Below are 23,742 nucleotides of genomic sequence, written 5' to 3'. Positions count from 1 at the left end.
TGGGTCAGAGGCACGAAGGTGCGTGTGATCATCGCAGGCGTGCTGTGATCACGGATCACGCAGTCAGGAATTGAAGTCCGCGCCCAGTGCGGAATCGAACTGTTTGGGGGCGCCGAGGGTGCTGGGCCCGATGACGATCGAGCCCTTCGCGGTCACCCCGCACGCCGTCGACGGAAACACCCAGACCGCGCCGCGAGCGCCGTGCGGGGTGCCGTCCGGAGCGACCTCACCGCCGGCGAGCAGGTCTGCACGGCCGTCGCCGTCCACGTCGACGATCTTGGTAGCGGCCCCGAAGGCGTCGGCGCCCTGAGCGACGCCGGGCACGCCACTGGTGTCCTGGGTGAGGAGCTGCGCGCCGTCTCCGGTGAGGCCGTGCGCGGTTCCCCGCATCGCGAGGACACTGCCCGCGCCGTCCGCGCCGCCGACGTCCTTCGCGGGTATCCCGACGGATACGTCCGCGTACCCGTCACCGTCGATGTCGCCCGCCGAGACGCCGGCGCCGAAGTACTCGGTCCCGCCCTCCTCGTCGGCTCCCGAATCCTTGTGGGCGACACCCGGTACGCCAGGGCTGTCCTGGTTGAGCATCGTCATCTTCTCCAGATCGGGGCCGCTCTTGCCGCCGGGCAGATAGACGACCGCGCCGCTTTTGAGGTGCGGCAACCGGTACTTCCTGGCGTACTCGTCCTCCTCCACCCCGCTGCCGCCGGCGCCGCTGTCGCGGGCGACGAACTCGAAGAAGGCGTTGGTGACGATGTCGGCGTAGCCGTCGCCGTTCACATCCCCGACGGCCACCGCGTGACCGGCATCCTGAGGACCGTGGATCCCGCTCAGCGCGACGCCGGCGGCGAGGCCGTCAGGGGTGCCCTTCCAGTACACGACGTCGCCTCGACGCATGCTGCCGGTCTCCGTCTCACCCACGGAGACCAGGTCGGTGATGCCGTCCCCGTTCACGTCCCCGGTGGCCAGGTCCTTCATCCCGGCTTTGCGCGGGCCCTTCACGTCGTGCACGCCGCCGGCCGGCGTGCCGTCCTGCCCGAACGGCCCGGACAGGACGCGCAGGTCGCCACCCCGGACCTGGGTCGCCACATCCGGCGCGCCGTCGCCGTCGAAGTCCCCCGCCACAATGAGCGCACCGACCCCGTCGTGGGAGCCGGCGCGGTTGGGCAGTGTGACCGAGCCGGACAGCCCGTGCCGGCCTCCCCAGACGACCGAGAGGGATCCCTGCCAGTGATACCGGCGGAGTTGCCCGTCCTCGACTCCACCGTTTCCGTACGCTTCGTCGGCGCTGTTCTCCCGGGACCCGACGATCAGGTCCGCGTACCCGTCCTGGTCGAGGTCCGCGGTGGTCACGGAGCTGCCGTAGTAGTCACCCGGTTCGCCGACCCCCGGCACGCCGGGCTTGTCCTGGTCGAAGATCTGCTTGGACGAGATCCGCAGGCCGTGGGACGAGCCGTACACGACGGCCACATAGCCCGGCTTCCGACGGGATTTCCCACGGCTGAGGTCTCCGTGCGGGACGGGGAAGGCGACATCGGAGTAGCCGTCGCCGTTGAAGTCGTCATGGAGCGGACCACGATGGGGCTTGCCGGCAGTGGTCGAGGCACTCGGCGTGCCGCTCACACACCAACTGGCCGGAGGGGGGCCGTCCACCCTGCCCTTCGCCCTGTGCTGGGGTTCGCCGGGGTCGGCACCCGTGCAAGCCGTCATGGACAGGCCGATCACTATGGCCAGCGCCGAGCCCCGGGCGTGTGTGGGTCGGCCTCGGTGCATCGGCGTCCCTCCAGGAACATCGAACAGGGCGGGTGCGCAGGCGCGCGGATATGATCCTTTGCTCACCCTGTCAGATCAGACCCGCCGGCCGGGAACGCGTTGCCCGACCGCACGTGATGATCCGCGGACGATGACGTGGAGGTTCAGAGCCCGGCTCGTGGGCCGGTTCGCCCGGCCCGGTCCGTCCCACCTGCCAGACGTCCGGCAGTGCCTGGCCGGTGGGCGTCAGGTCGTGGTGGGCCAGGTTCGCAGCAGTGCGGCGATCCTTCCGGCGGTGCAGGTGGGGTCGAGGAGCAGGTCCTTGAGGGCGATGGCGTCCGCGCGTACGGGCTTGACGCCGATCCCGGCGGCTTCGAGGTACATGACACCGCTGGCCGCGGCGACGGCGAGGTTGGAGCGCTCCAGCCAGCGGCACCGGCCCAGGGTGTGTACGAGGGCGGCGGCTTTGGCGTACGGGCCTTCGTAGACGGGCTGCTCGAACAGCTCGGCGCGGTGGCGGGCGACCGCCGACGCGGGTACGCCGTAGTCGTCCGGAGCCGGATCGTTGGCTCCGGCGGCCTCGGCGACCTGCAGGATCCAGGGGACGTCGATGTGCAGATCCATCAGGCCGCGTGCGCTCCCCGAGCCGACTGCTGGGCCTGTTCGGCCTCGTCGAAGACGCTCTGGTGTTCGGTCAGGAAGCGGGCGGCCGCGTCCACGGCTCGGGCGCGCAGGCCGCTGGTGTCGTCCTGCACCAGTCGGGCGAGATAGTCCCCGATGCTGAGCCCCAGGTCGGCGGCTCGCTTCTTCGCGAGGTCCGCGACTTCCTCGTCCACGCGTGCGCCCAGCTGTGTCTTCGCCATACCGGCATGGTAACAGTCGTTACCACCCTAGGCGGGGAAACGGGGAAGCCGGCGGCTCCAGCACGTATCGTCCCCTGCCGGACTGAACGTCCGGCAGGCCCTGGGCGTCACAGGTCTGGCGTCGTATTCGACTCCATTCCACCGTCTTCATGGGGGCATCATGCGGTACGTCAAACTGCTCGTCACCTTAGGCCTCGTCGCCGCCGCCGCCGTCGGATGCGGCGACGACAGGGCACCCGCCGGCAACAGTGTCCGCGACGTCGACACCGCCGAGCGCGCCCGCCGGGTCGCCACCGCCTGGGAGGGTTCCGAGGCGGCGCGTGTCTGGCGCCAGGGCTACTACCCGCTCGGCGACGCCGTCCAACTGCCCGACGGAGCCTTCCACAACGACGCCGACAAACGCGCCTACGCCACCCAGAACTTCCAACTGCGCACCCACCTTCCCGACACGGCGAAGAAGCAGGCGAAGGTCCGGTGGCGCGACGGCGATTCGCTGACCCTCCCCCTCACCTCGGCACGAGCGGCCTACGACAAGCTGGACCGCGGCGAGAACCCCGGCCCAGCACTCACCGTGACCGGTGCCCGGCTCGGCAGCATGACGGTACTGACCAGCAGGGGAAAAGCGACCGTGCCCGCCTGGCTCTTCACGGTCAAGGGCTACGACACCCCGCTCAAACGCGTCGCGATCACCCCCTCGAAACGGCCCCCCTCCCCGATCGGGGCCGTACAGCAGGAGACGGACGAACTGGTACCGCTCTCCGGGCTGAAGACCGTCGCGCAGGACGGCCGGACGCTCACCGTGCTCGCCAAGCACGGCGCGTGCGACGACGGCCCGGCGGTCGACGTGCTCGAGACCGGGAAGAGCGTGGTGCTCTCGGCCTCGATCCGTGGCACCTCCGACGGACCGTGCACCAGCCAGTCGCTCACCGAGAAGGTGACGGTGAAGCTGCGCCGCCCGGTCGGTGAGCGCATCCTCCTCGACGCGTTCACCGGCAGGCCCGTACCCTACGGGGAGCCCTACTCGGCCTCGCCCAGCTGGCGTTGACCCACCATAACCACGGCAAAGGGCACACCCGGCTCCGAAACGGCCGCACATGCGGCACTCGTTCGAAGCACGGGGTACGGGTACGGGGCCGCCCCCTGTGAGCGCGGCCCCGTACCGATCGGTGGTGTCCGGCACCTACTCGACGTTGATCCTGAAGGTGCTGGTCGTGTTGCGGACGTCCTGGGCGTTGCCGCTCATCCGCAGGTTGCGGAAGGTGGCCTCGCCGACGGCGGGTCCCTGACCGGGCTCCGGCAACTCGTTGGCCCAGATGCCGAATCCGGACTTGGCGTCGAAGGCGTCCCCGCTCTTCTTGGAGTTGGTGATGGAGATGTCCGTGAAGATGGTGTCCTTCACGGGGAACTGCGGCTGCCCACCGACATAGTTGGTCTGGAACATCACGCCTCCGTAGGTGGAGTCGTCGATGTCGACGTCGTTGACCCGGATGCCCTGGAAGACCTTCGAGGCCGAGAACGCCCAGATGGCGGGGAAGACCTGCGAGCCCCAGAAGTGGCCGCCCGTCCTCTCCAGGGACACGTTCTCGATGGTCGTGGGCTCGGTCCCGAAGCCGTTCATCGGGTAGCCGAAGTCCAGCGAGGAGATGGTGATACCGGAGTAGACGAGGGTGTCGGCCACGCGAAGGTTGCGGAAGGTGTTGCTGTAGCCGCCGTAGACGGCGATGCCGGCCGCTCTCCAGGTCAGCGTCGATGTCAGGTTCTCGTACAGGTTGTTCTTCTCGTCGGCGCCTCCGGCGTCGATCGCTGAGAAGAGGGCGAAGCTGTCGTCGCCGGTGGCACGCGCGTCGTTGTTGACGACATGGTTGTCCGTGGAGCCGTTCGTCATGTTGATGCCGTCGGCGAACGTGTCACGGATGCGAGAATTCTTGATGGTCATGCTGTCGGTGTTCGCGCCCCAGTACATGCACACCATGTGCTCGACCCAGATGTTGTCGATGGTGATGTTCGCGACGTTGGCGAAGTCGAACACCTTGCCCGGGCCGTCGATGCGGGAGGTGTAGTTGCCGAGGTAGGTGAAGCCGGCGAACGTCGAGCCGTTGGCCGTGGAGTCGGCGCGGAAGCCGATGTCCGTGTTCTCCTGCGAGGAGGGTGCGTGGAAGCGCGCGAACCACGGGCCCGCTCCGACGACCTTGACCGCCTTGCCGTAGACCTGGAACTTGCTGGCGGTCTCGTAGTCACCGGCGGGCAGATAGACACCGACGAGCTTGCCGGTCGTGTCCATGCGGACCTTGTCGAGGGCGTTCTGCACGTCCTGGTGGGTGAATCCGGTCGGGACCGCGTACGCGGCCGGGTCGGGGTTGGCGACCGCCGTCGCCTGCTCGGTGTTGATGAAGTCGATCGCGTACGTGGAGGAGTTGGCCGTGTCCTTCTGGAGCCGGATCTTGGAGCCGGCCTGCACGGTCCTGCCGAGTTGCAGGCTCGCCTCGTCGTAGATGTGCCGAGGGGCCCCGGAGCCGGGCGAGTTGCCGGGCGCGGTCTCATTGCCGTACAGCCAGGCGTACTTCGAGGTGAGGTCGATCGCCTTGAGGAACTGGCCGTCCACGTAGACGTTGAGCGTCGAATCGGTGCCGTCCGGGATCGAGAAGCGCGTCACCAAGGTGTTGGTGGCCGCGCGGGTGGTCCATTCGACGTACTGCCCGGTCCCGTTGAGGGTCACCGCCTTGCGGCCGCTCGCCTCGCCGGCGACATCGCCGATGGTCCGGTTCGGTCCGACGACCTTGGCGCCGCCACCGAGGGTGCCGTCCTCCGCCTCGTACATGTCGTACGGCATGTCGGCGCCGCGGCCGACGAACAGGGCCTGCGTGGTCGTGTTGTTGGTCCGCTTGACCGGCAGTTCGTTCGCGTCGTCGGCGATGACGGTCTTGACGGTGTACTTGCCGTTGGCGGCCGTCCACGAGCCGAGGCTGACGGGTGCGGTCGTCTGGCCCGCGGCGATGGCTCCGCTGTAGGAGCCGCTGAGCGTCTTGACCGTGGCGCCGTTGGAGTCCTGGACCGTCAGCGTCACCCCGTGGCCGCCGGAGGCGGAGGCCACCGTGCCCTGGTTCTTGATCGCGACGGTGAACTTGACCTCGTCGCCCGCCGAAGCGCTGGAGGGCGTCCAGGAGACCGGTGCGGCCAGGAGGTCCGAGCTGGAGACGGGCTTGACGACCAGGGCGTCGGAGCGGGTGAAGGTGTTGTTCGCGTCGTTCTGCTCGATCACCTTGTTCGACGGGTCCACCTCGGCGCCGACCGCGTAACTGCCCGCGTCCCGTGCCCCGATGCTCGCGGTGACCGTCTTGGTCTCGCCGGCGGCGAGTGCCGGGACGTCGGCCGTGGCGACCTTGGTGCCGCCGAGGGTGAAGTTGAGGTCGGTGGCCTTGGACGCCTTGGTCCCGCTGTTGGTGACGGTCGCCGTCAGGCTGATGGCGTCCGACTCGACCGGCACCGCGGGGGTGTTGGTGATGCCGGTGACCGTGAGGTCGGGGTTGGCGGCCGGGGTGCCGATCACCTGGAACTCGGCGACCTGCCCGCCGGGGGCGCCGGAGTTGGACGTGAACTTGAGCTGGATGTCGGCGGCGGCCCCCGTGACGGGGATGGTCACGGTGTTCCCGCTCGACGGGTTGAACGTGTAGTCCTTCGCGGCGACGAGGCTGGTGAAGGCCGTCGCGTCCTGGTCACGGCCGAGCACCTGGATGTTCTGGGTGCGGGTCGCCCAGGCGGCGTCCGGGTTGAGCTTGACGACGACCTGGGCGAGGTCGGCGTTGGCCCCCAGCTTGGTGGTCAGTGTGGCCGGGTAGGCGCCGCCTCCGCTCTCCCAATAGGTGCCGATCTGGCCGTCGTTGGCGTTGCCGGCGACAAAGGTGAAGGTGGAGGAGGACGCCTCGATGGGCTTGCCCTGGGCGAGGTTGGATCCGGAGCCGGTCGAACCGGTCCGGGTGACACTGTTGCTCGCCGCCGACACGTTCCCGGCGGCGTCCTTCGCCTTCACGTAGTAGGTGACGGTGGCCGTCGCCGAGGGGGTGTCGGTGTACGTCGTGACGTCGCCCGCGACGGACTTGACGAGCTGGCCGCCCGCGTAGACGTCGTATCCGGTGACCTTGACGTTGTCGCTCGACGCCTGCCAGGTGAGCTTCACGTCGCTGCCGGTCTGGGTGTAGGCGAGGTTGCCGGGGGCCGTCGGTGCCTGGGTGTCCCCGCTCGATCCCTGCCGGGTCACGCTGTTGCTGTTGGTGGAGACGTTGCCCGCGGCGTCCTTGGCCCGGACGAAGTACGTGATGTCGGTGCCGGCCGGCTGGGTGTCGGTGTACGTCAGGACGTTCCCGGCGACACTCGCCCGCAGTTGGCCATTGGCGTAGACGTCGTACCCGGTGACGGCCGTGTCGTCGCTCGCCGCGTTCCAGGTCAGCTTGATCTGGCCGGTGGCCGGCTCGGTGAGGGCCAGGTTCGAGGGAGCGGTCGGCGCCTGGGTGTCGCCGGTGGCGGGTCCGTAGACCTCCAGCTCGGACAACTGCCCTGCGGGCCAGCCGGTGTTGGCCGTGATCAGCACGCGCACGTACCGCGTGGTGGTCGTGTCGAGGGCGATGGTGGTCGACTGGTCGTTGGAGCTGTCGAAGGTGTACGCCTTCGAGGCCGTCAGATCGGTGAAGTTCTGGTTGTCGGTGGAGCCCTGGACCTTCAGGGTCTGGCTACGGCTGGGCCAGCCGCCGGGCAGCCGCAGTGTCACCTGGTTCACCTTGACCGATGAGCCGAGGTCGACCTGGAGCCACTGCGGGAAGGCGTTGTTGGCGCTCTCCCAGTAGGTGTTGCGATTGCCGTCACCCGCGTTGGCGGCGGGGTACACGTCGGCGTGCCCGCTCTCGGTGAAGGGCTTGCCCTGCGCGAGGTTGGGGGTCGACGCGGCGGCCGTGAGGACCTGCATCTCGGCGAGCTGGGCCGTGGCTGCCACCGAGTTGCCGCTGAAGTCGGCCCGTACGTACCGGGCGAGCGTCGCGGGGAAGGAGACCTTCACCGTGTTGTCGTTGCCGGGGCTGAAGACGTACTGCGCCGACGACTTGAGCGTGGCGAAGCTCTTTCCGTCGGCGCTGCCCTGAAGTGCCAGCGTCTGCTTGCGGGTCTGCCAGTGCTCGGGCAGGCGCAGCACGACCTGACGGACGCGCTTGGTCCGCCCGAGGTCGGTCTGCACCCACTGGGCGGACTTCTTTCCGGCCTGCCAATACGTGTCGGTGTCGCCGTCGGTGACGTTGACGGCCGCGTGTGCGGCGCGGGCGCTGCCGGCCTTGGTGGCGGTGTCCGCGGCGGCGTTGGGACCGCCTGCGGCGTGGGCACCGACGGCGGGCAGGCCCAGAACCATGACGGTGGAAGCCAGCGCGGCGGTCGCTGCGCGGCGTCTCCAGGATCTCGGCTTGTGTGGAGTCATGCGGGGTTCACTCCCTGCGGAGGTTCGCGCGCCGGAGGGGCGGCGGGGGTCGGCTCGTTCCTGGGCAGAGCAGAGGCGCGTGATAACGAACGGCAAGAGGCGGCTGCAAGCGCGTAGACCGTCCACAATGAAAGGACATACGCGCAGCTTCTTGCATTGTTTCATCGCAATATTGCAGAGCGGTGCGAGCACGTCTACCGTCAGGACGCCACAAGTTTCACCATCAACACCCGCGCCTCAACGTCGGCGGTTGGCCAAGCACGCCCACAGGACCGACATTTGGAGCAATACAAGAGGCTCGTCGCGCCGGGCAACGGAGCACTGCAAGCGAACGCAAGCAACGCAAGTTCTTGCGTGATGATGCGGAGCCGTGAAAGCCAACCACACCCCGGACGACGGCTCATCCCCTCGCGGACCTGGCCCATCGAGGAGCAGCCGCCTCGACAGCGAAATGGGAGCGGCCGAGACGGAACGGGGAGGCATACTCGGCGGTATGACTGATCTCAGCCCCCGCGGAGACCTGACCGTCCCCGTCGCCCCCGACACGGCCGCTTGCGCCGCCGCCCTCGAAGTCGCCACCGCGTACTGCTCCCCCGCGCTGCTCAACCACTCGGTGCGGTCCTACGTGTGGGCCTCCGCGCATGCCGCGCGGCAAGGCATCGAGCACGACGCCGAGTTGCTCTACGTGGCCGCGCTGCTCCACGACATCGGCCTGGTCGCGGAGTTCGACAGTCACACGGTCGACTTCGACGTGGCCGGCGGGCACGTGGCCTGGGTGTTCGCGGCGGGAGCCGGGTGGCCGACGGAGCGTCGCCAGCGCCTGTCGGAGGTCATCGTCCGGCACATGTGGGACACGGTGGACGTGCGGGAGGACCCGGAGGGACATCTGCTGGAGCGGGCCACCGGCGTGGACATCTCGGGGCGGCATCTGGACGATTTCACCGCCGGGTTCCAGGCGGACGTGCTGGCCCGTTACCCGCGCGCGGGACTCTCGGACGAGTTCCTGGCCTGCTTCCACGACCAGGCCGCCCGCAAGCCGCGGAGCTCACCGGCCGTGTCGGTCCGGGGCGGACTCGATGAGCGCGTCCGGGCGAACCCGCTGGACCGCCCGGTCGGTTGATCCAGCGGGCCTTGCCCGACTCCGGTGGGATAGCCCGCTGCCCGGCCTCCGCGCTAGTCGATGGCCGGCCGGAGTCAGGCGGGTGTGAGCACCATCCGGAAGCGGGCCGCTCCGGAGAGCATCTTCTGGAAGGCCTCGTCGGCGTGGGCCAGCGGTACGGTCTCGGTCATCGGCCGGATGCCGTGCAGGACGCTGAAGGCCATGGTGTCTTCCACGTCCCGCGAGGTGCCGGACGGATGGCCGCGGACGACACGGCCGCTGAAAAGCAGCTGGGCGGGGGTGGTGCGCATGGGTGAGGGATCCGCTCCGATGATCACCAGCTCACCCCGCGGTGTCAGGCCATCCACGGTCGCGCTGATGGCCGGGGAGTTTCCGGCGGTGGCCAGCACGGTCCTCGCACCGCCGAGGGCCTGCAGCGCCTCCGCGACCGGGACGTCCGCGGTGCTGTCGATGTAGTGGTGGGCGCCCAGTCGCTTGGCGAACTCCGCCTTCTCGGCGCCGCGGGCGATCCCCACGGTCTCGAAACCCATGGCGACCGCGTACTGGACTCCGAGGTGACCCAGGCCGCCCAAGCCGAGGACGGCGACGAGATCTCCTGGCTCAGCGGGGCTGCGCCGCAATCCGTTGAACGTGGTCACACCGGCACATGCCATGGGCCCCGCGTCGGTCGCCGCGAGATCGTCAGGGATTCCGGCGAGCGCGTCGGCGGGCGCGATCATCTTGTCCGCGAAGCCTCCGTCGTAGGCCCAGCCCGGGACTTTCAGGTTTTCGCAGACGATGAAGTCGCCTTGACGGCAGCGCTTGCAGTGGCCGCAGCTACCGCCGAACCAGCCGACCGCCACGCGGTCGCCGACCTGCCACCCCCGCTCGAGCACCCCTTCGCCCAGTTCCTCGATCCGCCCGGCGATCTCGTGACCGGGCACCTCCGGGAACGAAATACCAGGAAGACCGCCTTCCACGAAAATGGCGTCGCTGTGGCAGACACCGCACGCCTCCACGGCGATTCTCACGTGTCCGGGGCCGGGCTGCGGTACCTCTCGCTCGGCGATTTCGAAGGTGCCGCCCGGGGCGGTCACCTGCGCGACTCGGTAGTTGTTCATGGGTCCCTCCGACGGACGTGTGCAAGGGCCTCATACCAGGGCAACAGGTCCGGGGCGATCACGCGCGTCGAGCCCTGTACTGGACGTGGCCGCCCCGCCGACGCTCTCCTCGTGCGTGCGCGTCCCGGCCGCCGGATACTCGATGCGGGCTCAATGTCTCCCGACCGCAGTCCGGCGCTGAAGAACAGCGACCGTCCCTCCCGGCCCCGAGCGATGAGGAGATTGCGTCATGCGCTCCCCAAGGATTCCGCTGACTCCCCTCGAGGCCGTGACGGCCGGCCTGCTGGCCGGGGCGGTCGGAACGGTGTGCCTGGATGCCGTCCACTACCTGAAGTACCGTCGCGCAGGCGGGACGGACAGCCCGCCCACCTGGGAATTCGCACCGGTCGAGAACTGGGAGAAGGCCCCTGATCCCGGGCAGGTGGCCAAGCGGGTGATCGAGGGCTTCACCCAGCGACGGCTTCCTGATGATTCCGCCTGGCTCACGAGCACCATCGCTCACTGGGCCTACGGATCGGCGGTCGGCGCGGCCTACGGCATCCTGGCCGGATCACTGCCCAGACCCTCCCCGGTGTATGGCGTGCCGTTCGGAGCCGCGGTGTTCGCCGGTGACTACATCGCCCTGCCGATCGCGGGGCTCTACAAACCGATCTGGCAGTACGACGCCGAGACCCTGGCCTGGGATCTCGGCGCGCATATCGCCTACGGCACCGGCACCGCGATCGCCTTCTGGCTGCTCAGCCGACTCGGCACGGGCGCCGTCTGCCACAGATCGTAGGCGGCTACCGGGCACGGCGTGGGCCAGGCCGCCCTCTGCCGGATTCCCGGGCGCGGCCCGCGTCCGGCCGTGCGAGTCTCGACGTGTCGGCATCTTGTACGCGTTACGAGCGGAGGCCAGTGTCAGTCATGGACATGAAACTCGAGATCGTGGTGGTGCCGGTGTCCGACGTCGACCGTGCCAAGAGCTTCTACACGCGATTGGGCTGGCGGCTGGACGCGGACATCGCCCCGGACGAGAGCTTCCGGGTGGTGCAGGTGACGCCGCCGGGCTCGCCGGCGTCGGTCATCTTCGGCACCTCGGTCACGTCACAGGCGCCGGGCTCGGCTCAGGGCCTGCAACTGATCGTGGACGACATCAACGCGGCCTACGACGAGCTGAAACGGCTCGGCGCCGAGCCGAGCGAGGTGTTCCACGACGCCGGCGGCGTCTTCCACCACGCCGGAACGGACGCCCGGGTGCCGGGACCGGATCCGCAGCGCACGAGCTACGGCTCGTTCCTGTCCTTCAGCGACCCGGACGGCAACGGCTGGCTCCTCCAGGAGATCACCACCCGGCTCCCGGGACGCCTCGACCCCGCGACCACGACGTTCGCCTCCGCGGAGGACCTGGCGAGCGCGCTGCGCCGCGCCGCTGCCGCGCACGGGGTGCATGAGGCACGCATCGGTGCGGAGGACCCGAACTGGCCGGACTGGTACGCCCTGTACATGGTGCGTGAGCAGGCCGGGACCGAACTGCCGTCGTGAACGCATCGCCCTTCGGCAGGTGAATGACCTGACGGCGACCACGTCGTTCCCGCCCAGGCGGAAGAAGGCGCCCCATGGACGAGCCTGCGCGGGGGGAGAATGTGGAGCGGGCCCCGGTGTCGCGGCTGTCCGGGGACCAGCTCAAGCGGCTGGCGGCTCTCGGTTCGGAATATCCGGCACCCGCCGGCGAGGTCTTGTTTCTGGCAGGTGCCCCGTCCTACGACTTCTTCGTCGTTCTCGACGGAAGCGCGGAGATCATCGATCGGCTCGGTCAGCTGGAAGAGCGGCTCGTCGCGTCGTACGGCCACGCGGAGTTCCTGGGTGAGATAGGCATGCTGACGGGCGAGCGCTCACGCTTCGCCGGCGTCATGAAGAGCCCGGGCCGAGTGCTGAGGGTGCCGCTGGAGCAGATCCGGACGATCGTCGCGCAGGACAGTGATCTGAGCGAGCTCATCCTCCGGACATTCCTCGTACGACGGGCGAACCTGTTGCGACGGGGTGCGGGTATCACCCTCATCGGTTCCCGCTACGACGAACGATGCCGAGTCCTGTTGCATTCGTTCTCGCTCAGCAGGACGGCCGTGGAGTGGCTGGACCTGGAGGATCGGCCGGAGGCCGAGGTGCTTTTGCGCAGGTTCAAGGTGTCCCTGACGGACCTTCCCGTCATCCTCGTCCCCGGCAGGCCCTTGATGCGCAATCCACAGCCGGCCGACATCGCCGCGGAGTTCGGGGAATCGCCGCACGCAGTCGACGATCAAGAGATGTGCGACCTGCTCGTCGTCGGTGGCGGCCCGGGCGGTCTGGCGGCCGCGGTGTATGGCGCGTCCGAAGGACTGACGACCGCCCTCATCGACGCGGACGCCTTCGGCGGTCAGGCCGCTACATCGTCGAGAATCGAGAACTACCTCGGATTCCCGGCCGGTCTGCCCGGTGCCGAATTGGCGGCCCGGGGGACGATCCAGGCAGCGAAGTTCGGAGTGCGGCTTCACCGGAACGCCCGCGCGGCGGCCTTCACCAGCGAGGACGGTATCCACACCGTCACCTGCGACGACGGCCGATCGTTCAGCGCTCGCGACGTCATCATCGCCACCGGTGCCAACCACCGGCGCCTGGCCGTGCCCGGTATCGAAGCCTGGGAGAGCAACGGCGTCTACTACGCCGCCACGGTGGTCGAGGCGACGTACTCGCGCGGGCGGCCCGTGGCGGTGATCGGCGGCGCGAATTCCGCGGGTCAGGCGGCCCTGTTCCTGGCCCGGACGTCCGATCCGGTGTATCTCGTGGTCCGCGGGGACGACCTTGATCATTCGATGTCCCGCTACCTGATCGACGCGATCGCCGCCGACCCGAGGATCCATGTGCGGGTCCACACGGAGGTGGTCGGTCTTTCCGCCGACTCCGAGGTGACAGGGCTTGAAGTGGTGGACCGGACGAGCGGACGCCGCTCCGCTCTGGCGGTCAGCGCTGTCTTCGTGTTCATCGGTGCCACGCCCTGCACGGACTGGCTGGACGAGCGGCCGGCGATGGATCCCGACGGGTTCCTGCTGACCGGACAGGACGTCGCCCTCCCGGCCGGCCATCGCATGCCGCTGCCCTTCGAAACCAGCGTGCCCGGGGTGTTCTGCGTCGGTGACGCGCGCAGTGGAAGCGTGAAACGAGTCGCCGCCGCGGTCGGGGAGGGTTCCGCGGCGGTGCGGCTCATCTTCGACCGACGCAGAATCGATGGGACCGAAGTCCTGTGACAGCCCCTCCCTCCACCCCTTCGCGACACTGTGTCCGGTCCCGGACACGTTCCGCGACAACCCTGCGGTCCCGAACACGGTCACACGCGTGCGGGCCAGGAACCTGCTGGTGCGTTGTGCTGGGCGCAGGTGCATTCTGAAAGGTGAGCGTCCCGGTCAGTGAGCCTGCCCAGCAGGCCCTTACGAGGCCTCAGCAGGGCCGGGTCCGCGAACCGGCGTCGGCGAAGCGAGCCGGGCACCCGCGAGGTGCGTAAAGGTGGCCGTCGACGGACAAGGATCATCTCGAACCAGGGAGCAGGTCATGCCGTCCCTCCACTTCCACGTGAACTCCTCGATGAGCCCGGGGGAGGTGATGGGCGTGCTGACGAACTTCAGCCCCTCGCGTGTCGACGAGTGGCCCTCCATCGATGCCGAGCACTTCCAGGTCCACGAGCGGGGCGACACCTGGGCGGAGGTCACCGAGGGGAACGACAAGTCGTGGGAGCGGGCACGCTACGAATGGGACCCCGAGGCGAACAGGGTCACGGTCACCACTCGGGACTCGGTGCCCTTCGGCTCGGGGGGCTGGCAGTTCGAGATGACTCCCACGGACGACGGCACCCGCGTCGACGTCAGGCTGGAACGGCACCCCGACTCATTCACGTCAAAGATGAAGTCCTCGATCATTCCCTTCGCCGGGCCGGTGTTCCGCAAGTCCTTCAAGGAACCCCTGCACACCGTGTAGTCGCGAGGAGGCCGCCGACGACCGGGCGTGGTCGGTGGGGACGCTCTGTTGTCGATGTCTCCGAGGGGAGCCGTTCATGACCACGGCGAACGATCTGTTCATCATCGCCCTGGACCTGAAGCATCCCGTGGGACAGGGTGACCTGTCCCTCGCGCTGGCGGGAGCGGAGCTGATCGATCTCATCGACGCGGGGTCGGTCGCCGTGGACGGCGACCGCATCGTGCCGGGTGGACCGCCACCGCCGGGCGATCGATTCCTGGACGAGGCGGCGGCCGGTCTGACTCGCGAGGCACCGTTCGAGCGGATCGAGGACTGGCTGTGGCGCCGGGGCCGAGACCTGTCGGCCGCGTACCAGGCCGCCCTGGAGGAGAACGGTGAGCTGAAGCCGCAGCGAAGCAGCCGGTTGTCCTTCGGCTCGGAGAGCCTGGAACCCGTCGATACGCCCAATCGCCGCCGTGCGGTCGAACGCTGGGAGGAGAACGAACCCGTCCTGACCGCACTCGTCGCGGTCCTGAGCATCGAGGACGAACGATCCGACGACGAGCCGTCCGACGACGAGACCGGTCTCGATGACGAGGCCGTGACGACGGTGGTGGCCGCCGTCCACGACGCGGTGATGGAGTTGGAGGCCGTACGTCAGCGGCGGACCATCGAGAACGCGGCCTTCGCCAACCTCTGGCGCGGACCCTGAGCCGGGTCGGTTGCACCACCGACGCCTTGGCCACCGCCGCCATGGCCACCGGTCAGGCCCCGGACGGGGTGACGCAGGCGTACAGACGTAGGGGTTTCATGCCGTGGCGGGTCTTCATGGGCTCGTTGCTGCGGCCGCCCTCCACCCAGCGCTTGCGCCACTCGATGGCCGTACGGATTTCCGTGGCCCACAGAAGGTAGTTGGGGCTGAAGCCGTCGAGCGTGGCGTGGCTGGTGCCACCTGCCCACATGTGCAGGCGCTCGTCGTCCAGGAGGACGACCGCGGCGGCCAGCGTCAGGCCACCGCGGTCGACGCGGACCACACGGGCGTTGTCGCCCAGGGCCATGACGAAGTCGGTGAAGGCCCTCTCGGGATACATTCCGGCACTGCCGTACTTGGCCGCCGTACGGCGGGTGAGGTCGCCGACCGTGCGGAGGAAGTCGGGGCGGGGTGCTTCGACGGCGGTCGTGACACCCGCGTCCGCCGCGCGCCGCAGGTATTGGCGGATCGTGCGCCGGGTGCGGGCACCGAGGGTCGCGAGATAGGAGTCGTACGAGTCGAAGGGCACTCCCTCCGCGCTGTGCAGCGGAAGTTGGAAGCGGGTGACGATCGGCGCCACCCGCCACCCCTTGTCCCGGGCGACGTCGAGGACCGGGTCGCCCTCGGGGACGCCGACGAGTCCCGCGGTCAAGGCGCCATCGGTGGCGGCCAGTTCGCGCAGGGCGTCCAGCACGGCGCCGAGAACACGCGCCCGTTGTCCGGAGCCCGTCGCCCGTACGGGCACGCGGGTGTCGTAGCAGTACCAGTTGTGCCCGAGGAGCGCCGGGCCGCCGGTGTCCTCGATGCCGACGGCGCGCAGGAAGCCGTACGGGTCGCCCTCCTTCTGGAGGTAGCACGGCAGCACGGCGACCGTGCGGCCCGCTTCGGTGAACGTCAAGTAGCGTGCCGCGAGAAACGGACTCAACGGGCTTGTCTGATAGGCCCGCAGATACGCGGGGGTGTAGTGCACGGGCGCGGTGTCCGTCGCGGTGACCTGTTGCCACTGGACGGTGTCCACGTCGTCGATGGAGTCGGTGACGGTCACGGTGATGTGCTGCGCGGTCACGTCCCCTTCCCCTCCTCGGCCCGTTCCCCTTCCCGCTCTTCCTCCCGCTCCCCTTCCTTCAGCCAGCCCGCGCCCGCCATCGCGGCCAGGAAGCGTTCCCCGAAGCCCGGCTCCCACCGGATTCCCGCGTCGAGCTGGGCAGTTCGGACGACGTCCGCCGTGGCGGACACTCCGTCGACGCTCTGGGACAGGGCCATCGCGGACGCGTAGAACCGGCCCCGATCCTCGGCGAGGCGACGCATGAACCAGTGCCGGTCGGACTCGTTCACGGCTCCCATCAGGGCGCGGAGGTTGAACGGGCCCGGCCAGGCCCGGCGCAGGGGCGGGCCACCACGGCGCTGCACGGGCACGTGGTCCCAGGCCGCCGCCAAGGTGCGGTGCACACCGTCAAGCAGAGCCGCCTGCCGGTCGAGGACGCCGGGGTCGGCGCCGAAGGGCCGCAGGGTGTCCAGCGCGTCGCGTCCGTACCGCGCGAGGCGGGACAGCAGAGTCGCGGCGAGCGGGTCGTCGTCGGGTGGGAGGCAGGCGGTCATCCGACGTGCCGTCCAGCGGGTGAGGAGGTGGGCGAGTCGGTCGGCCTCCGGGGGACCCGCCGTCGCGACGACGGCGGCCGCGGACGCGGCGATCGCGGCGGACCTGCGCAGTTCCTGCGGGTCGACCTTGTCCAGTGTGTCGGCGCCGGAGTGGTTGAACCGGTCGGGCCAGTGGCCCAGTTGGACGGAGGGACAGCCGATCGCACGGTCGGCGAGAACCGCGTGGTCGGAGGCGCCGACGAACGGGGTCGAACGCCAGGCCCATACGTCGCAGCCGACGGCTCCGCTGTAGGAGCGGGCCGCGGCCGGCAGGGCACGCACACAGGCCTCGACCAGGGCGTTGGCGAAGTGCGGGAGGTACTCCGGGCTGCGTTCGACGATCAGCGGGCCTCCGCAGCGCCGTTGGTCCTGGCCCACCATGTCGAGGTCGACGGCCATCATGGGCAGCGGTCCTCCGCCCTCCTCCACGAGCCGGTGGACGTAGGCGGCGAGTCCCACGAACTCGGGTGCCCAGAGGAACCGGACGGGGCGGCGCAGCGGGCGGGCCGCGAGGACGCGCCCGGCCGCGAGGGCCGCCGCGACTCCGGACGCGTTGTCGTTGGCGCCGGGGGCGGGGTGACACAGATGGGCGGTGATGAGGCAGGCGTCGGGCGACGACGGCGACAGGCCGGCGTCTCGTTCCGGGGTTCGGGCGACGACCACCGGCATCCGGGCGGGGCTGGTGTCGACGTCGACGGCCACGCGGGCCCGCTCACCCCGGCTGAGGGCGCGGTGCAGTCGGTCCATCTGGCCGGGCACCACGCTGAACCCGAACAGGTCGCTGCCACCGGGCAGTTCGAGGCGCTCCGCGGCCTCCGGCCGGGAGGGGTCGGTCGTCACGCAGAAGCCGATCGCCCGCTCGTGGCGCATCCGGGCGTGGAACTTCGCGTCGAGTCGCGCGGCCGACGGGACCAGGACCACCGCGCCCGGCGGCCACCCGTCGTCCTGCGCGCGCACGAGAGGGGCTTCGGTGTGCGCTGCGGCCGAGTGGGCGGCGAGGGCGTACGGCTGGGCGGGATAGTCGACCAGCGCGGGCCCGCCGGGGACCGACAGATGCGCGGCGCGCGGGGTCCAGGAGGAGGGCGCGGTGAACGTCCACCACGCGGTGCGGCCGTCGGCCGGAAAGTTCAGAACCTCCACTCCGGCCAGTCCGGCGCGCTCGGCCTCGCCCGCCACGAAGTCGGCCGCGGCGGCGATGCCCGCCGATCCCTGGTAACGGTCCCACTCGGTGAGCCTGGCGACCCAGCACATGGCCTCGTCGGCGTCGATCCCGTGATGGATCCCGGCGACGAGGTCGGCGAGGCTACCGGGCATCGGCGAACGCGTCGAGGAAGGCGGTCAGACGGGCTTCCGAAAGCGGTACGGCGATCTTGTACAGGGGGCCGTCACGGTGGCCTGCGCCGCCGGAGCTGCCGAAGCCGCCGGAACCGGGCCCCTTCCCCGACCTCCCGCCGGAGCCAGGACCCTCCCCCAGCCTCTCGCCGGAGCCAGGACCCTCCCCCGATCTCCCACCGAACACGGTCCCGGAGGCCCCCTCAGCAGCGTAAGAAGCCTCCACCGGACCTATCTCCTTCACCCGCACCCCGCGATCCTCCCACTCCACGCTCGTGGCCCCCAGCTCCCCGTCCCCATCCCCGGTCACCCACGGCAGACAGTCGGCCCCTTCGGTGACCTTCAGTCCGGCCCGCCGCAGCGTTCTCGCCACGAGCGGCTTCACCTCCGCGATACGGTTCCGCAGCGCGCCGAAGACGTCGCCCCGCGCCAGGAGACGGAGAGCGACGGCGAGACCCGCTCCGCCCGCTCCGAGCGGCGGCGTGATCTCGCGCAACCGTCGTGTCAACTCAGGTGCTGCGAAGGCGAATCCGACCCGGAGGCCGCCACAGCAGTACCCCTTCGACATGCTGCGCAGCACGATCAGGTTCGGGTGTTCGGCGACGGCCGGGACACAGCTCGCGCCGGGCCCGGCGTAGACGGCGTACGCCTCGTCGAGGACGACGGTCGTGCCGCAGGCGCGGGCGGTCTCGGCGATCTCCTCCAGTCCCTCCCTTCCGAAGAGGTCTCCGGTGATCGTGGGCCGGTCCAGGACGAGCACCGAGGGGGTGTACCGGTGGAGATCGGCGGCGAGGTCCTCGAACCGGGTGGTGATCGTCTCGGCCCCGAGGCGGGCGGCCCAGCGGGGCAGGTCCGGGTGGCCGCCGGCCAGTCGCAGCACGGGTCCAGGGACGGCCAGCGCCGCGCACGCGTGCAGCAGACCGGTGGCTCCCGCCCCGGCGGTCACCATGTCGGGCGCGAGGTCCAGTCCGAAGTGCCGCGACAGGACGGGTGCGGCCCTGTCCGCGGAGTAGGGGTCGGACAGAGGGTAGGCGCGTGAGAGTTCGGCGAGGCCGCCGTCGTCGTACGCGCTGCGGAAAGCGGCGTCGACCCATGGTCGTACGAACTCGAACTCGTCCGGCGACCAGCGCAGGTCCAGCGCGGAGGGGCGGGCCTCGGCCGGCGTCGATGGGCGGGCCTCGGCCTGCGTGGAGGGACAGGTCTCGGCCGGCGCGGAGGCGCGGGTGTCGTGCCGCCCTTCCCATGCGGTGATCGCCGCCGGGGAGCCGGCCGGGCTCCGGGCGACGAAATGGACATAGCGCGTCGTCGGGGCGGGCTCCCGGCCGACGGCGAAGTCACCGTCGACGCGCTCGACGGTGAAGCCGGCGCGGGTCAGCAGGTCACGCACCTCGGCCGGTTGGTACATCCGCACGTCGTCGTGGATGACCACGGGATCCGCGTCGCCTCGTCGCACCTCGATCTCCCCGGTACTGCGGCCGGAGGCCATGCGGTACGTACGGCGGAAGTCGGCGTACAGTCCCTCGGTCTCGAACGTGGCCCGCGGCACGTAGTTTCCTGCGATGGCCAGCACGTTGGAGTGGTCGAGGACCAGCAGTCCGCCCGGGACGAGCACCCGGCGGACCTCCTGGAGCAGCCGGAGTTGCTGGGCGTCACTCCCCCACCCGAACGACTGGACACAGACGACGGCGTCGAACTCTCCGACGGGCCACGGCAGTTCGCGGAGCAGGTCGATGCGCAGCCAGTCGACCCGGACGCCCGCCGCGTCGGCCTCGGCCTCGGCGCGCCCGAGCGCCCATCCCCCGGAGTCGACCCCGGTGACGCCGAACCCCCGCGCGGCGAGCGCGACGGCGTGGCGACCGGTGCCGCAGCCCAGGTCGAGGACACGGCGGCCGGGTGCCGAGGTGTCGAGGACGGCGGCGAGGTATCCGGCTTCGGCCGCGGTGCGTTCGGGCGTGTACTCGTGGTCCGCGACGGCCCAGAAGTCCTCCCCGAAGAAGGTGAGATACCAGGGAGGACCGTCCTGGCGGCGGGCATCGCTCATACGGCGTCCGCCCGCAACGCTTCCTGGCGGTGCAGGAATCCGCACACGTCGCACAGGCCGGCGGGGTTGGCCACGCCCTCCTGGAGCACATAGCGGCCCCCGCAGACCCGGCACAGATCGTCGACCAGGGGAAGCAGCGTGCGCTGGACGTTCTCGAAGGCGTTGAAGAGGTAGTAGTCGATGCCCGGCCACAGGTCGTAGAGGTGGTCGGCCACGGCGTAGGCGAGGGAGCGTTCGTCGGAGCCGGTGGTGAACCGGCCCGGCGCTCCCTGGCGGTTGAGGCCGGGTGCGACGAGCTCCAGGTAGAGGGTGAGTTCCTTCTTGGTGATGCGGTACAGCGGGAACACGTACCGCAGGGAGCCGAGTTCACGGACCGGGATACCGCCCATCCGGTAGCCGGTGGTGAACCAGGTGACCATGCTGGCCACCAGGTCGTCGGCGTTGAAGCCGAACGCGACGACCGGGGCGCCCCGGCGTTCGGCTTCCTGTTCCAGCATGCGGCGCAGGACCTGATGGCCGATGACCATGTTCATGTTGCGGTGTTCGCCGGCGACGACCTTGTTCATGACGTCGACGAAGGGCTCACGCAGTTTGAACACCTCGGCCACGTCGTCGGCGGTGACGACGACGTGGTCGACGCCGAGGCCCGCGCAGGCGTCCAGGGCGGTGCGGAAGGTGGCGGGTTCGTCCCAGTCGGGCAGTCCGGTGATGGTCACCGCGGTCATGTCGACCTCGGGCCAGCGGCCGCGGGTGCGTTCGAGGAGCTTGAGGTAGGCGACGCTGTCCCGGCCGCCGGAGAGCCCGATGACGACCCGGTCACCGGCCCGCATGGTGGCGCCGGATGCGATGCTCTGGACGAACGTCTCCTCGACGTACGTCACGAAGGTCTCCGCGGTGAACTGCTCGGTGCGCCGTTCCAGGGTGCCGCCGTGGTCGAAGAGAACAGACTTGGTGTAGACGGGGTCGGGCGCGGCGTAGACGTGCTCCTTGGGCCGGCGCAGTACGTCGAGGTCGTAGTGGCGTACTTGGCGTACCTCGATGACGTCGTCGGTTCCGACGACGGCCGTGGCCTCGGGGATCACCTGCCCGTCGCGAAGGGCGAGCACGGCGTTCGCCGGGATTCCGTGGAGACGCAGCACGTCCAGGAGGGGCTGTCCCGGTGTCGCGTGGAGGGTCTCCGAACCACCGGTCTTGTTGCGGAACACGACCGTGCTCACGGGTTCTCCTATCGTGTCGTGTGGTTCCGGGGGCTTAGGGCAGGGCGAAAGCGGGCTCTGGTACGTCGTTCCAGGCGGCCAGCGGTACGAGCGTCTCGCCGTCGGAGACGGATCCGTGCTCCCAGGTCACCGTGGGGTCGGGGACGGGGAAGCGGGGCGAGGTGGCCAGGGCGACGACCTCGCCGATGCGGGCGCGGACGACGGGGGTCGCCGGCAGCAGTCCCCGTGCGTGGAGTTCGTCCGGGGTGAGGACGAGGGCGTGGTCTCCCAGCGCGTCACGCAGTGCGTCGGCCACGGTTTCCTCCCGCCCGGGGAGCGGATGGAGCCAGCGGACGCGTCCGGCGCCGCCGCCGGGCATACGGCAGTGGGCGGGGGCGTCGAGGCGTGCCCACGCTTCGGCGAGGGCCGGGTCGGGGGTCACCTCCACCTGGCCGTGGTCGGCGTGGGCGAGGACGCTCCAGCCGGCGTCGGCCCAGCGGGCGGCGGCCGTGTCGAGCAGCGACAGCGCCTCGCGCAGCCGGGAGTCGTAGCCGGACCGGTGGATGTGGTCGTCGAGGTTCACGTAGGCCCATATCAGTGGCGGGGCGTCGTGGGCGCGCGCGAGGACGGCCTCGACCTCGCGAACGGTCCGCTCGGCCACGCTCACCGGGTCGATGTCGGGGATCGAAGTGGCGGCCGGTGACGGCACGATCCGGGCGCCGCGCAGCAACGCGTCCACCCATGGACCGGTCAGGCGCTCCAGTTCCGCGCCGATCGCGAGGGCCCCGCGGCCCGACGCGGCCGCGTGGTCGAAGAGCGTGGGTCCCGCGTTCAGCAGCGCGTCGCCGGGCGTGCTCCGGGAGCCGAAGGTGTACGTGTCCCCGGTGACGAGGTGGGTGACGCGGTCGGCTCCGGGTGCGCGGTAGACCATGCCGACGGCGCCGTGGACGCCGGGATCGGTACCGGTGACCGCGGTGAGCCAGGCCGTCGTCGACGTGCTCGGGAACGTGGAGCGCAGTGGCCGGACGTGTGCGTGACGGAACGCGGACTCGGCCACTGCGAGCGACAGACCGTCGACCGCCAGGACGCACAGCCCCCGCGGAGCGGCGCGCAGGGTGCCCGCGACGACTTCGGTGACCACGCGCAGGTCGGCGGACGCTGTCGACTGTCCGCCGACGCGCGACGCCGTGCTCAGAAGTTCGGCACGCAGTCGGTGCAGGTGGTGCGGAACTTGACGATGTGCGCGGCCTGCCGGTCCGTGATCATGCGCTCGACCAGGCGGGGCAGCAGCATGACGGGCGCCGGGGTCGACGTCCGCGGCGCCTCGGTGGGTGCTTTCGCGGTGGGAAGTGGAGCTGTTTGCATGGATTCCTCCTGCCGGGAACGGTGCCAGAGAAACGTGCCAAACAACTTGCCAATTTTGCATGCACAGGTCAGCACACCGTGAGCTCGCATGTCAACGTCATGCCGGGAATCCGCGGTCAACTCGCTTTTTGTTTCCTGAATTTGACGGAACGAGAAATTCCGTCGACCGTGCGGGCCTCTTATGGATCAGCGGGTCCCTTGCGGATCAATTGACGAAGATCAGCTTTTCCGCCTCCGCGACGATCTTTTCCGGATCGGGCGCGTTCGTCAGGGTGTCCGCGTAGCGTTCCGCGTCCGGGTCGGCGACGCGGTGGGCACGCGCGACCGCGTCCTCGACGTCGTAGCGCGTGGTCCTGAGCCGGACGTCGGGGCCCAGCAACGCCCAGTACGCGGTGCCCGGTTCACCCGTGTGGTACGGCAGCCCGACACTGCCGGGGTTCACGCTGCGCAGGCCCGCCACGGCTCGGTCGAACTGGAGGTGCGAGTGCCCGGTGACCAGGACCCGGGCGTCGATGGCCGCCGACAGCTCGGCGAACCGCTCCGGCGGTGTCCCCGGCGTGACCAGCTCGTGGTCGCTGCGCGGCGACCCGTGGCAGAAGTGCACGGGTCCGAGCCCGTCGATCTCGACGACGAGCCCGAAGGGGAGACGGTCGAGGAAGGCAATGGCCTCGGGCGAGTGCCGCGCGGCGATCCACGACTGGCGCGGGGTGTCGGCGGTCCGCGCGGCCGTGCCGATCTGGGCGGCGTAGCGGTCGGCGTTGCCCCGTAGACACAGGGCGCGTTCGCCCAGCGCGACGATCCGTTCGTACGTCTCCTGCGGCTGTGGCCCCCACGTCAGATCGCCGCACAGGACGACGAAGTCGGCGGCGGTGACGTCCGGTTCGGCGAGTACCGCGTCGAAGGCGGGGATGTTGGCGTGCACATCGGAGAGCACGGCGACGCGGGCGGCGGGCCCGTACCGGCATGGCGGTCCCTCCCAGTTGGCGGGACCGTGCAGTTCGACGTCGGCGTCGGTCATCGGGCCATTCCTCCTGGTGGCTGGGGGGTCTCGGTGAGAGGGGGGCTGGGCGTCCAACTTCTGGGCAGAGCCCGTGTGTTCGGGGCTCGCGGAGGCCCGTGCGTAGGGCTCGGGCCGGGCCTGGGCGTTCAGTGCTCGGGCAGGCCCC

19 protein-coding genes are annotated in these 23,742 nt (G+C 70.0%); 7 read left to right on the top strand and 12 right to left on the bottom strand.

What is annotated here, in order from left to right:
• Positions 1-63: 63 nt before the first annotated feature.
• The 3 genes from ACIQ7M_RS19550 to ACIQ7M_RS19540 all read right to left on the bottom strand — a co-directional run bounded on the left by ACIQ7M_RS19550 (position 64) and on the right by ACIQ7M_RS19540 (position 2,612).
• Positions 64-1,620: an FG-GAP and VCBS repeat-containing protein gene (locus tag ACIQ7M_RS19550; RefSeq protein WP_403645730.1), complete on the bottom strand. Its 1,557-nt coding sequence runs from the start codon at positions 1,618-1,620 to the stop codon at positions 64-66.
• A gap of 375 nt (positions 1,621-1,995) precedes the next feature.
• The gene (locus ACIQ7M_RS19545; protein WP_355772006.1) at positions 1,996-2,373 is read right to left on the bottom strand and encodes a fic family toxin-antitoxin system, toxin component; all 378 of its coding nucleotides are present in this window, start codon (positions 2,371-2,373) and stop codon (positions 1,996-1,998) included.
• Positions 2,373-2,612: a hypothetical protein gene (locus ACIQ7M_RS19540; protein WP_355772004.1), complete on the bottom strand. Its 240-nt coding sequence runs from the start codon at positions 2,610-2,612 to the stop codon at positions 2,373-2,375. The genes ACIQ7M_RS19545 and ACIQ7M_RS19540 overlap by 1 nt, the downstream gene beginning before the upstream one ends.
• A gap of 160 nt (positions 2,613-2,772) precedes the next feature.
• On the opposite strand from ACIQ7M_RS19540, the gene ACIQ7M_RS19535 reads away from it, so the two are divergent.
• Positions 2,773-3,657 (top strand): hypothetical protein, encoded by an 885-nt coding sequence (locus tag ACIQ7M_RS19535; RefSeq protein WP_403645726.1) that lies wholly within the window; start codon positions 2,773-2,775, stop codon positions 3,655-3,657.
• 135 nt (positions 3,658-3,792) lie between these two features.
• On the opposite strand, the gene ACIQ7M_RS19530 is transcribed toward ACIQ7M_RS19535, so the two are convergent.
• Positions 3,793-8,067, bottom strand: coding sequence for a discoidin domain-containing protein (locus ACIQ7M_RS19530; RefSeq protein WP_403645723.1), 4,275 nt, complete (start codon positions 8,065-8,067; stop codon positions 3,793-3,795).
• A 493-nt stretch (positions 8,068-8,560) separates the two neighbouring features.
• Here ACIQ7M_RS19530 and ACIQ7M_RS19525 point away from each other — a divergent pair, with 493 nt between their 5' ends.
• Positions 8,561-9,187 carry an HD domain-containing protein gene (locus tag ACIQ7M_RS19525; RefSeq protein WP_403645720.1) on the top strand — a complete coding sequence of 209 codons (627 nt, stop codon included), beginning with the start codon at positions 8,561-8,563 and terminating at the stop codon, positions 9,185-9,187.
• 74 nt (positions 9,188-9,261) lie between these two features.
• Here the strand turns inward: ACIQ7M_RS19525 and ACIQ7M_RS19520 are convergent, their stop codons facing one another.
• Positions 9,262-10,287: an alcohol dehydrogenase gene (locus ACIQ7M_RS19520; RefSeq protein ID WP_403645717.1), complete on the bottom strand. Its 1,026-nt coding sequence runs from the start codon at positions 10,285-10,287 to the stop codon at positions 9,262-9,264.
• A 229-nt stretch (positions 10,288-10,516) separates the two neighbouring features.
• Here ACIQ7M_RS19520 and ACIQ7M_RS19515 point away from each other — a divergent pair, with 229 nt between their 5' ends.
• The 5 genes from ACIQ7M_RS19515 to ACIQ7M_RS19495 all read left to right on the top strand — a co-directional run bounded on the left by ACIQ7M_RS19515 (position 10,517) and on the right by ACIQ7M_RS19495 (position 14,965).
• A complete protein-coding gene (locus ACIQ7M_RS19515; RefSeq protein WP_403645714.1) occupies positions 10,517-11,065 on the top strand; it encodes a hypothetical protein in 549 nt (182 codons plus the stop codon).
• Positions 11,066-11,193: 128 nt separating this feature from the next.
• On the top strand, positions 11,194-11,811 hold the full coding sequence (locus ACIQ7M_RS19510; RefSeq protein WP_355776054.1) for a VOC family protein: 618 nt from the start codon (positions 11,194-11,196) through the stop codon (positions 11,809-11,811).
• Positions 11,812-11,885: 74 nt separating this feature from the next.
• Positions 11,886-13,550, top strand: a complete 1,665-nt coding sequence (locus tag ACIQ7M_RS19505; protein ID WP_403645711.1) for an FAD-dependent oxidoreductase — start codon at positions 11,886-11,888, stop codon at positions 13,548-13,550.
• Positions 13,551-13,851: 301 nt separating this feature from the next.
• Entirely contained in the window at positions 13,852-14,274 is a 423-nt protein-coding gene (locus tag ACIQ7M_RS19500; protein ID WP_355775320.1) for a hypothetical protein, read from the top strand.
• 76 nt (positions 14,275-14,350) lie between these two features.
• Entirely contained in the window at positions 14,351-14,965 is a 615-nt protein-coding gene (locus ACIQ7M_RS19495) for a GPP34 family phosphoprotein (protein WP_403645707.1), read from the top strand.
• 52 nt (positions 14,966-15,017) lie between these two features.
• Here the strand turns inward: ACIQ7M_RS19495 and ACIQ7M_RS19490 are convergent, their stop codons facing one another.
• The 7 genes from ACIQ7M_RS19490 to ACIQ7M_RS19460 form a co-directional block, all read right to left on the bottom strand.
• On the bottom strand, positions 15,018-16,070 hold the full coding sequence (locus tag ACIQ7M_RS19490; protein WP_403645704.1) for a GNAT family N-acetyltransferase: 1,053 nt from the start codon (positions 16,068-16,070) through the stop codon (positions 15,018-15,020).
• Entirely contained in the window at positions 16,067-17,956 is a 1,890-nt protein-coding gene (locus ACIQ7M_RS19485; protein WP_403645701.1) for a DUF4910 domain-containing protein, read from the bottom strand. The genes ACIQ7M_RS19490 and ACIQ7M_RS19485 overlap by 4 nt, the downstream gene beginning before the upstream one ends.
• Positions 17,946-20,015 (bottom strand): aminotransferase class I/II-fold pyridoxal phosphate-dependent enzyme, encoded by a 2,070-nt coding sequence (locus ACIQ7M_RS19480; RefSeq protein WP_403645698.1) that lies wholly within the window; start codon positions 20,013-20,015, stop codon positions 17,946-17,948. The genes ACIQ7M_RS19485 and ACIQ7M_RS19480 overlap by 11 nt, the downstream gene beginning before the upstream one ends.
• The gene (locus ACIQ7M_RS19475; protein WP_403645695.1) at positions 20,012-21,232 is read right to left on the bottom strand and encodes a hypothetical protein; all 1,221 of its coding nucleotides are present in this window, start codon (positions 21,230-21,232) and stop codon (positions 20,012-20,014) included. The genes ACIQ7M_RS19480 and ACIQ7M_RS19475 overlap by 4 nt, the downstream gene beginning before the upstream one ends.
• A 34-nt stretch (positions 21,233-21,266) precedes the next feature.
• Positions 21,267-22,352 (bottom strand): alkaline phosphatase family protein, encoded by a 1,086-nt coding sequence (locus ACIQ7M_RS19470; RefSeq protein WP_403645692.1) that lies wholly within the window; start codon positions 22,350-22,352, stop codon positions 21,267-21,269.
• A 50-nt stretch (positions 22,353-22,402) separates the two neighbouring features.
• Positions 22,403-22,576, bottom strand: a complete 174-nt coding sequence (locus ACIQ7M_RS19465) for a hypothetical protein (RefSeq protein WP_355775162.1) — start codon at positions 22,574-22,576, stop codon at positions 22,403-22,405.
• Between the two features lie 205 nt (positions 22,577-22,781).
• Positions 22,782-23,594 (bottom strand): metallophosphoesterase family protein, encoded by an 813-nt coding sequence (locus ACIQ7M_RS19460; RefSeq protein ID WP_403645689.1) that lies wholly within the window; start codon positions 23,592-23,594, stop codon positions 22,782-22,784.
• Between the last annotated feature and the right edge of the window lie 148 nt (positions 23,595-23,742).

This window comes from Streptomyces sp. NPDC096324 (genome assembly GCF_044763015.1).
GTDB lineage: Bacteria > Actinomycetota > Actinomycetes > Streptomycetales > Streptomycetaceae > Streptomyces.
This window is presented reverse-complemented; position numbering and strand designations above follow the sequence as displayed.

Bases quoted from the DNA above. Each gene is read 5' to 3' on its own strand.
- ACIQ7M_RS19545 (WP_355772006.1), bottom strand. From the start codon at position 2,373: ATGGATCTGCACATCGACGTCCCCTGGATCCTGCAGGTCGCCGAGGCC.
- ACIQ7M_RS19540 (WP_355772004.1), bottom strand. From the start codon at position 2,612: ATGGCGAAGACACAGCTGGGCGCACGCGTGGACGAGGAAGTCGCGGAC.
- ACIQ7M_RS19535 (WP_403645726.1), top strand. From the start codon at position 2,773: ATGCGGTACGTCAAACTGCTCGTCACCTTAGGCCTCGTCGCCGCCGCC.
- ACIQ7M_RS19530 (WP_403645723.1), bottom strand. From the start codon at position 8,067: ATGACTCCACACAAGCCGAGATCCTGGAGACGCCGCGCAGCGACCGCC.
- ACIQ7M_RS19525 (WP_403645720.1), top strand. From the start codon at position 8,561: ATGACTGATCTCAGCCCCCGCGGAGACCTGACCGTCCCCGTCGCCCCC.
- ACIQ7M_RS19520 (WP_403645717.1), bottom strand. From the start codon at position 10,287: ATGAACAACTACCGAGTCGCGCAGGTGACCGCCCCGGGCGGCACCTTC.
- ACIQ7M_RS19515 (WP_403645714.1), top strand. From the start codon at position 10,517: ATGCGCTCCCCAAGGATTCCGCTGACTCCCCTCGAGGCCGTGACGGCC.
- ACIQ7M_RS19510 (WP_355776054.1), top strand. From the start codon at position 11,194: ATGGACATGAAACTCGAGATCGTGGTGGTGCCGGTGTCCGACGTCGAC.
- ACIQ7M_RS19505 (WP_403645711.1), top strand. From the start codon at position 11,886: ATGGACGAGCCTGCGCGGGGGGAGAATGTGGAGCGGGCCCCGGTGTCG.
- ACIQ7M_RS19500 (WP_355775320.1), top strand. From the start codon at position 13,852: ATGCCGTCCCTCCACTTCCACGTGAACTCCTCGATGAGCCCGGGGGAG.
- ACIQ7M_RS19495 (WP_403645707.1), top strand. From the start codon at position 14,351: ATGACCACGGCGAACGATCTGTTCATCATCGCCCTGGACCTGAAGCAT.
- ACIQ7M_RS19485 (WP_403645701.1), bottom strand. From the start codon at position 17,956: ATGCCCGGTAGCCTCGCCGACCTCGTCGCCGGGATCCATCACGGGATC.
- ACIQ7M_RS19480 (WP_403645698.1), bottom strand. From the start codon at position 20,015: ATGAGCGATGCCCGCCGCCAGGACGGTCCTCCCTGGTATCTCACCTTC.
- ACIQ7M_RS19465 (WP_355775162.1), bottom strand. From the start codon at position 22,576: ATGCAAACAGCTCCACTTCCCACCGCGAAAGCACCCACCGAGGCGCCG.
- ACIQ7M_RS19460 (WP_403645689.1), bottom strand. From the start codon at position 23,594: ATGACCGACGCCGACGTCGAACTGCACGGTCCCGCCAACTGGGAGGGA.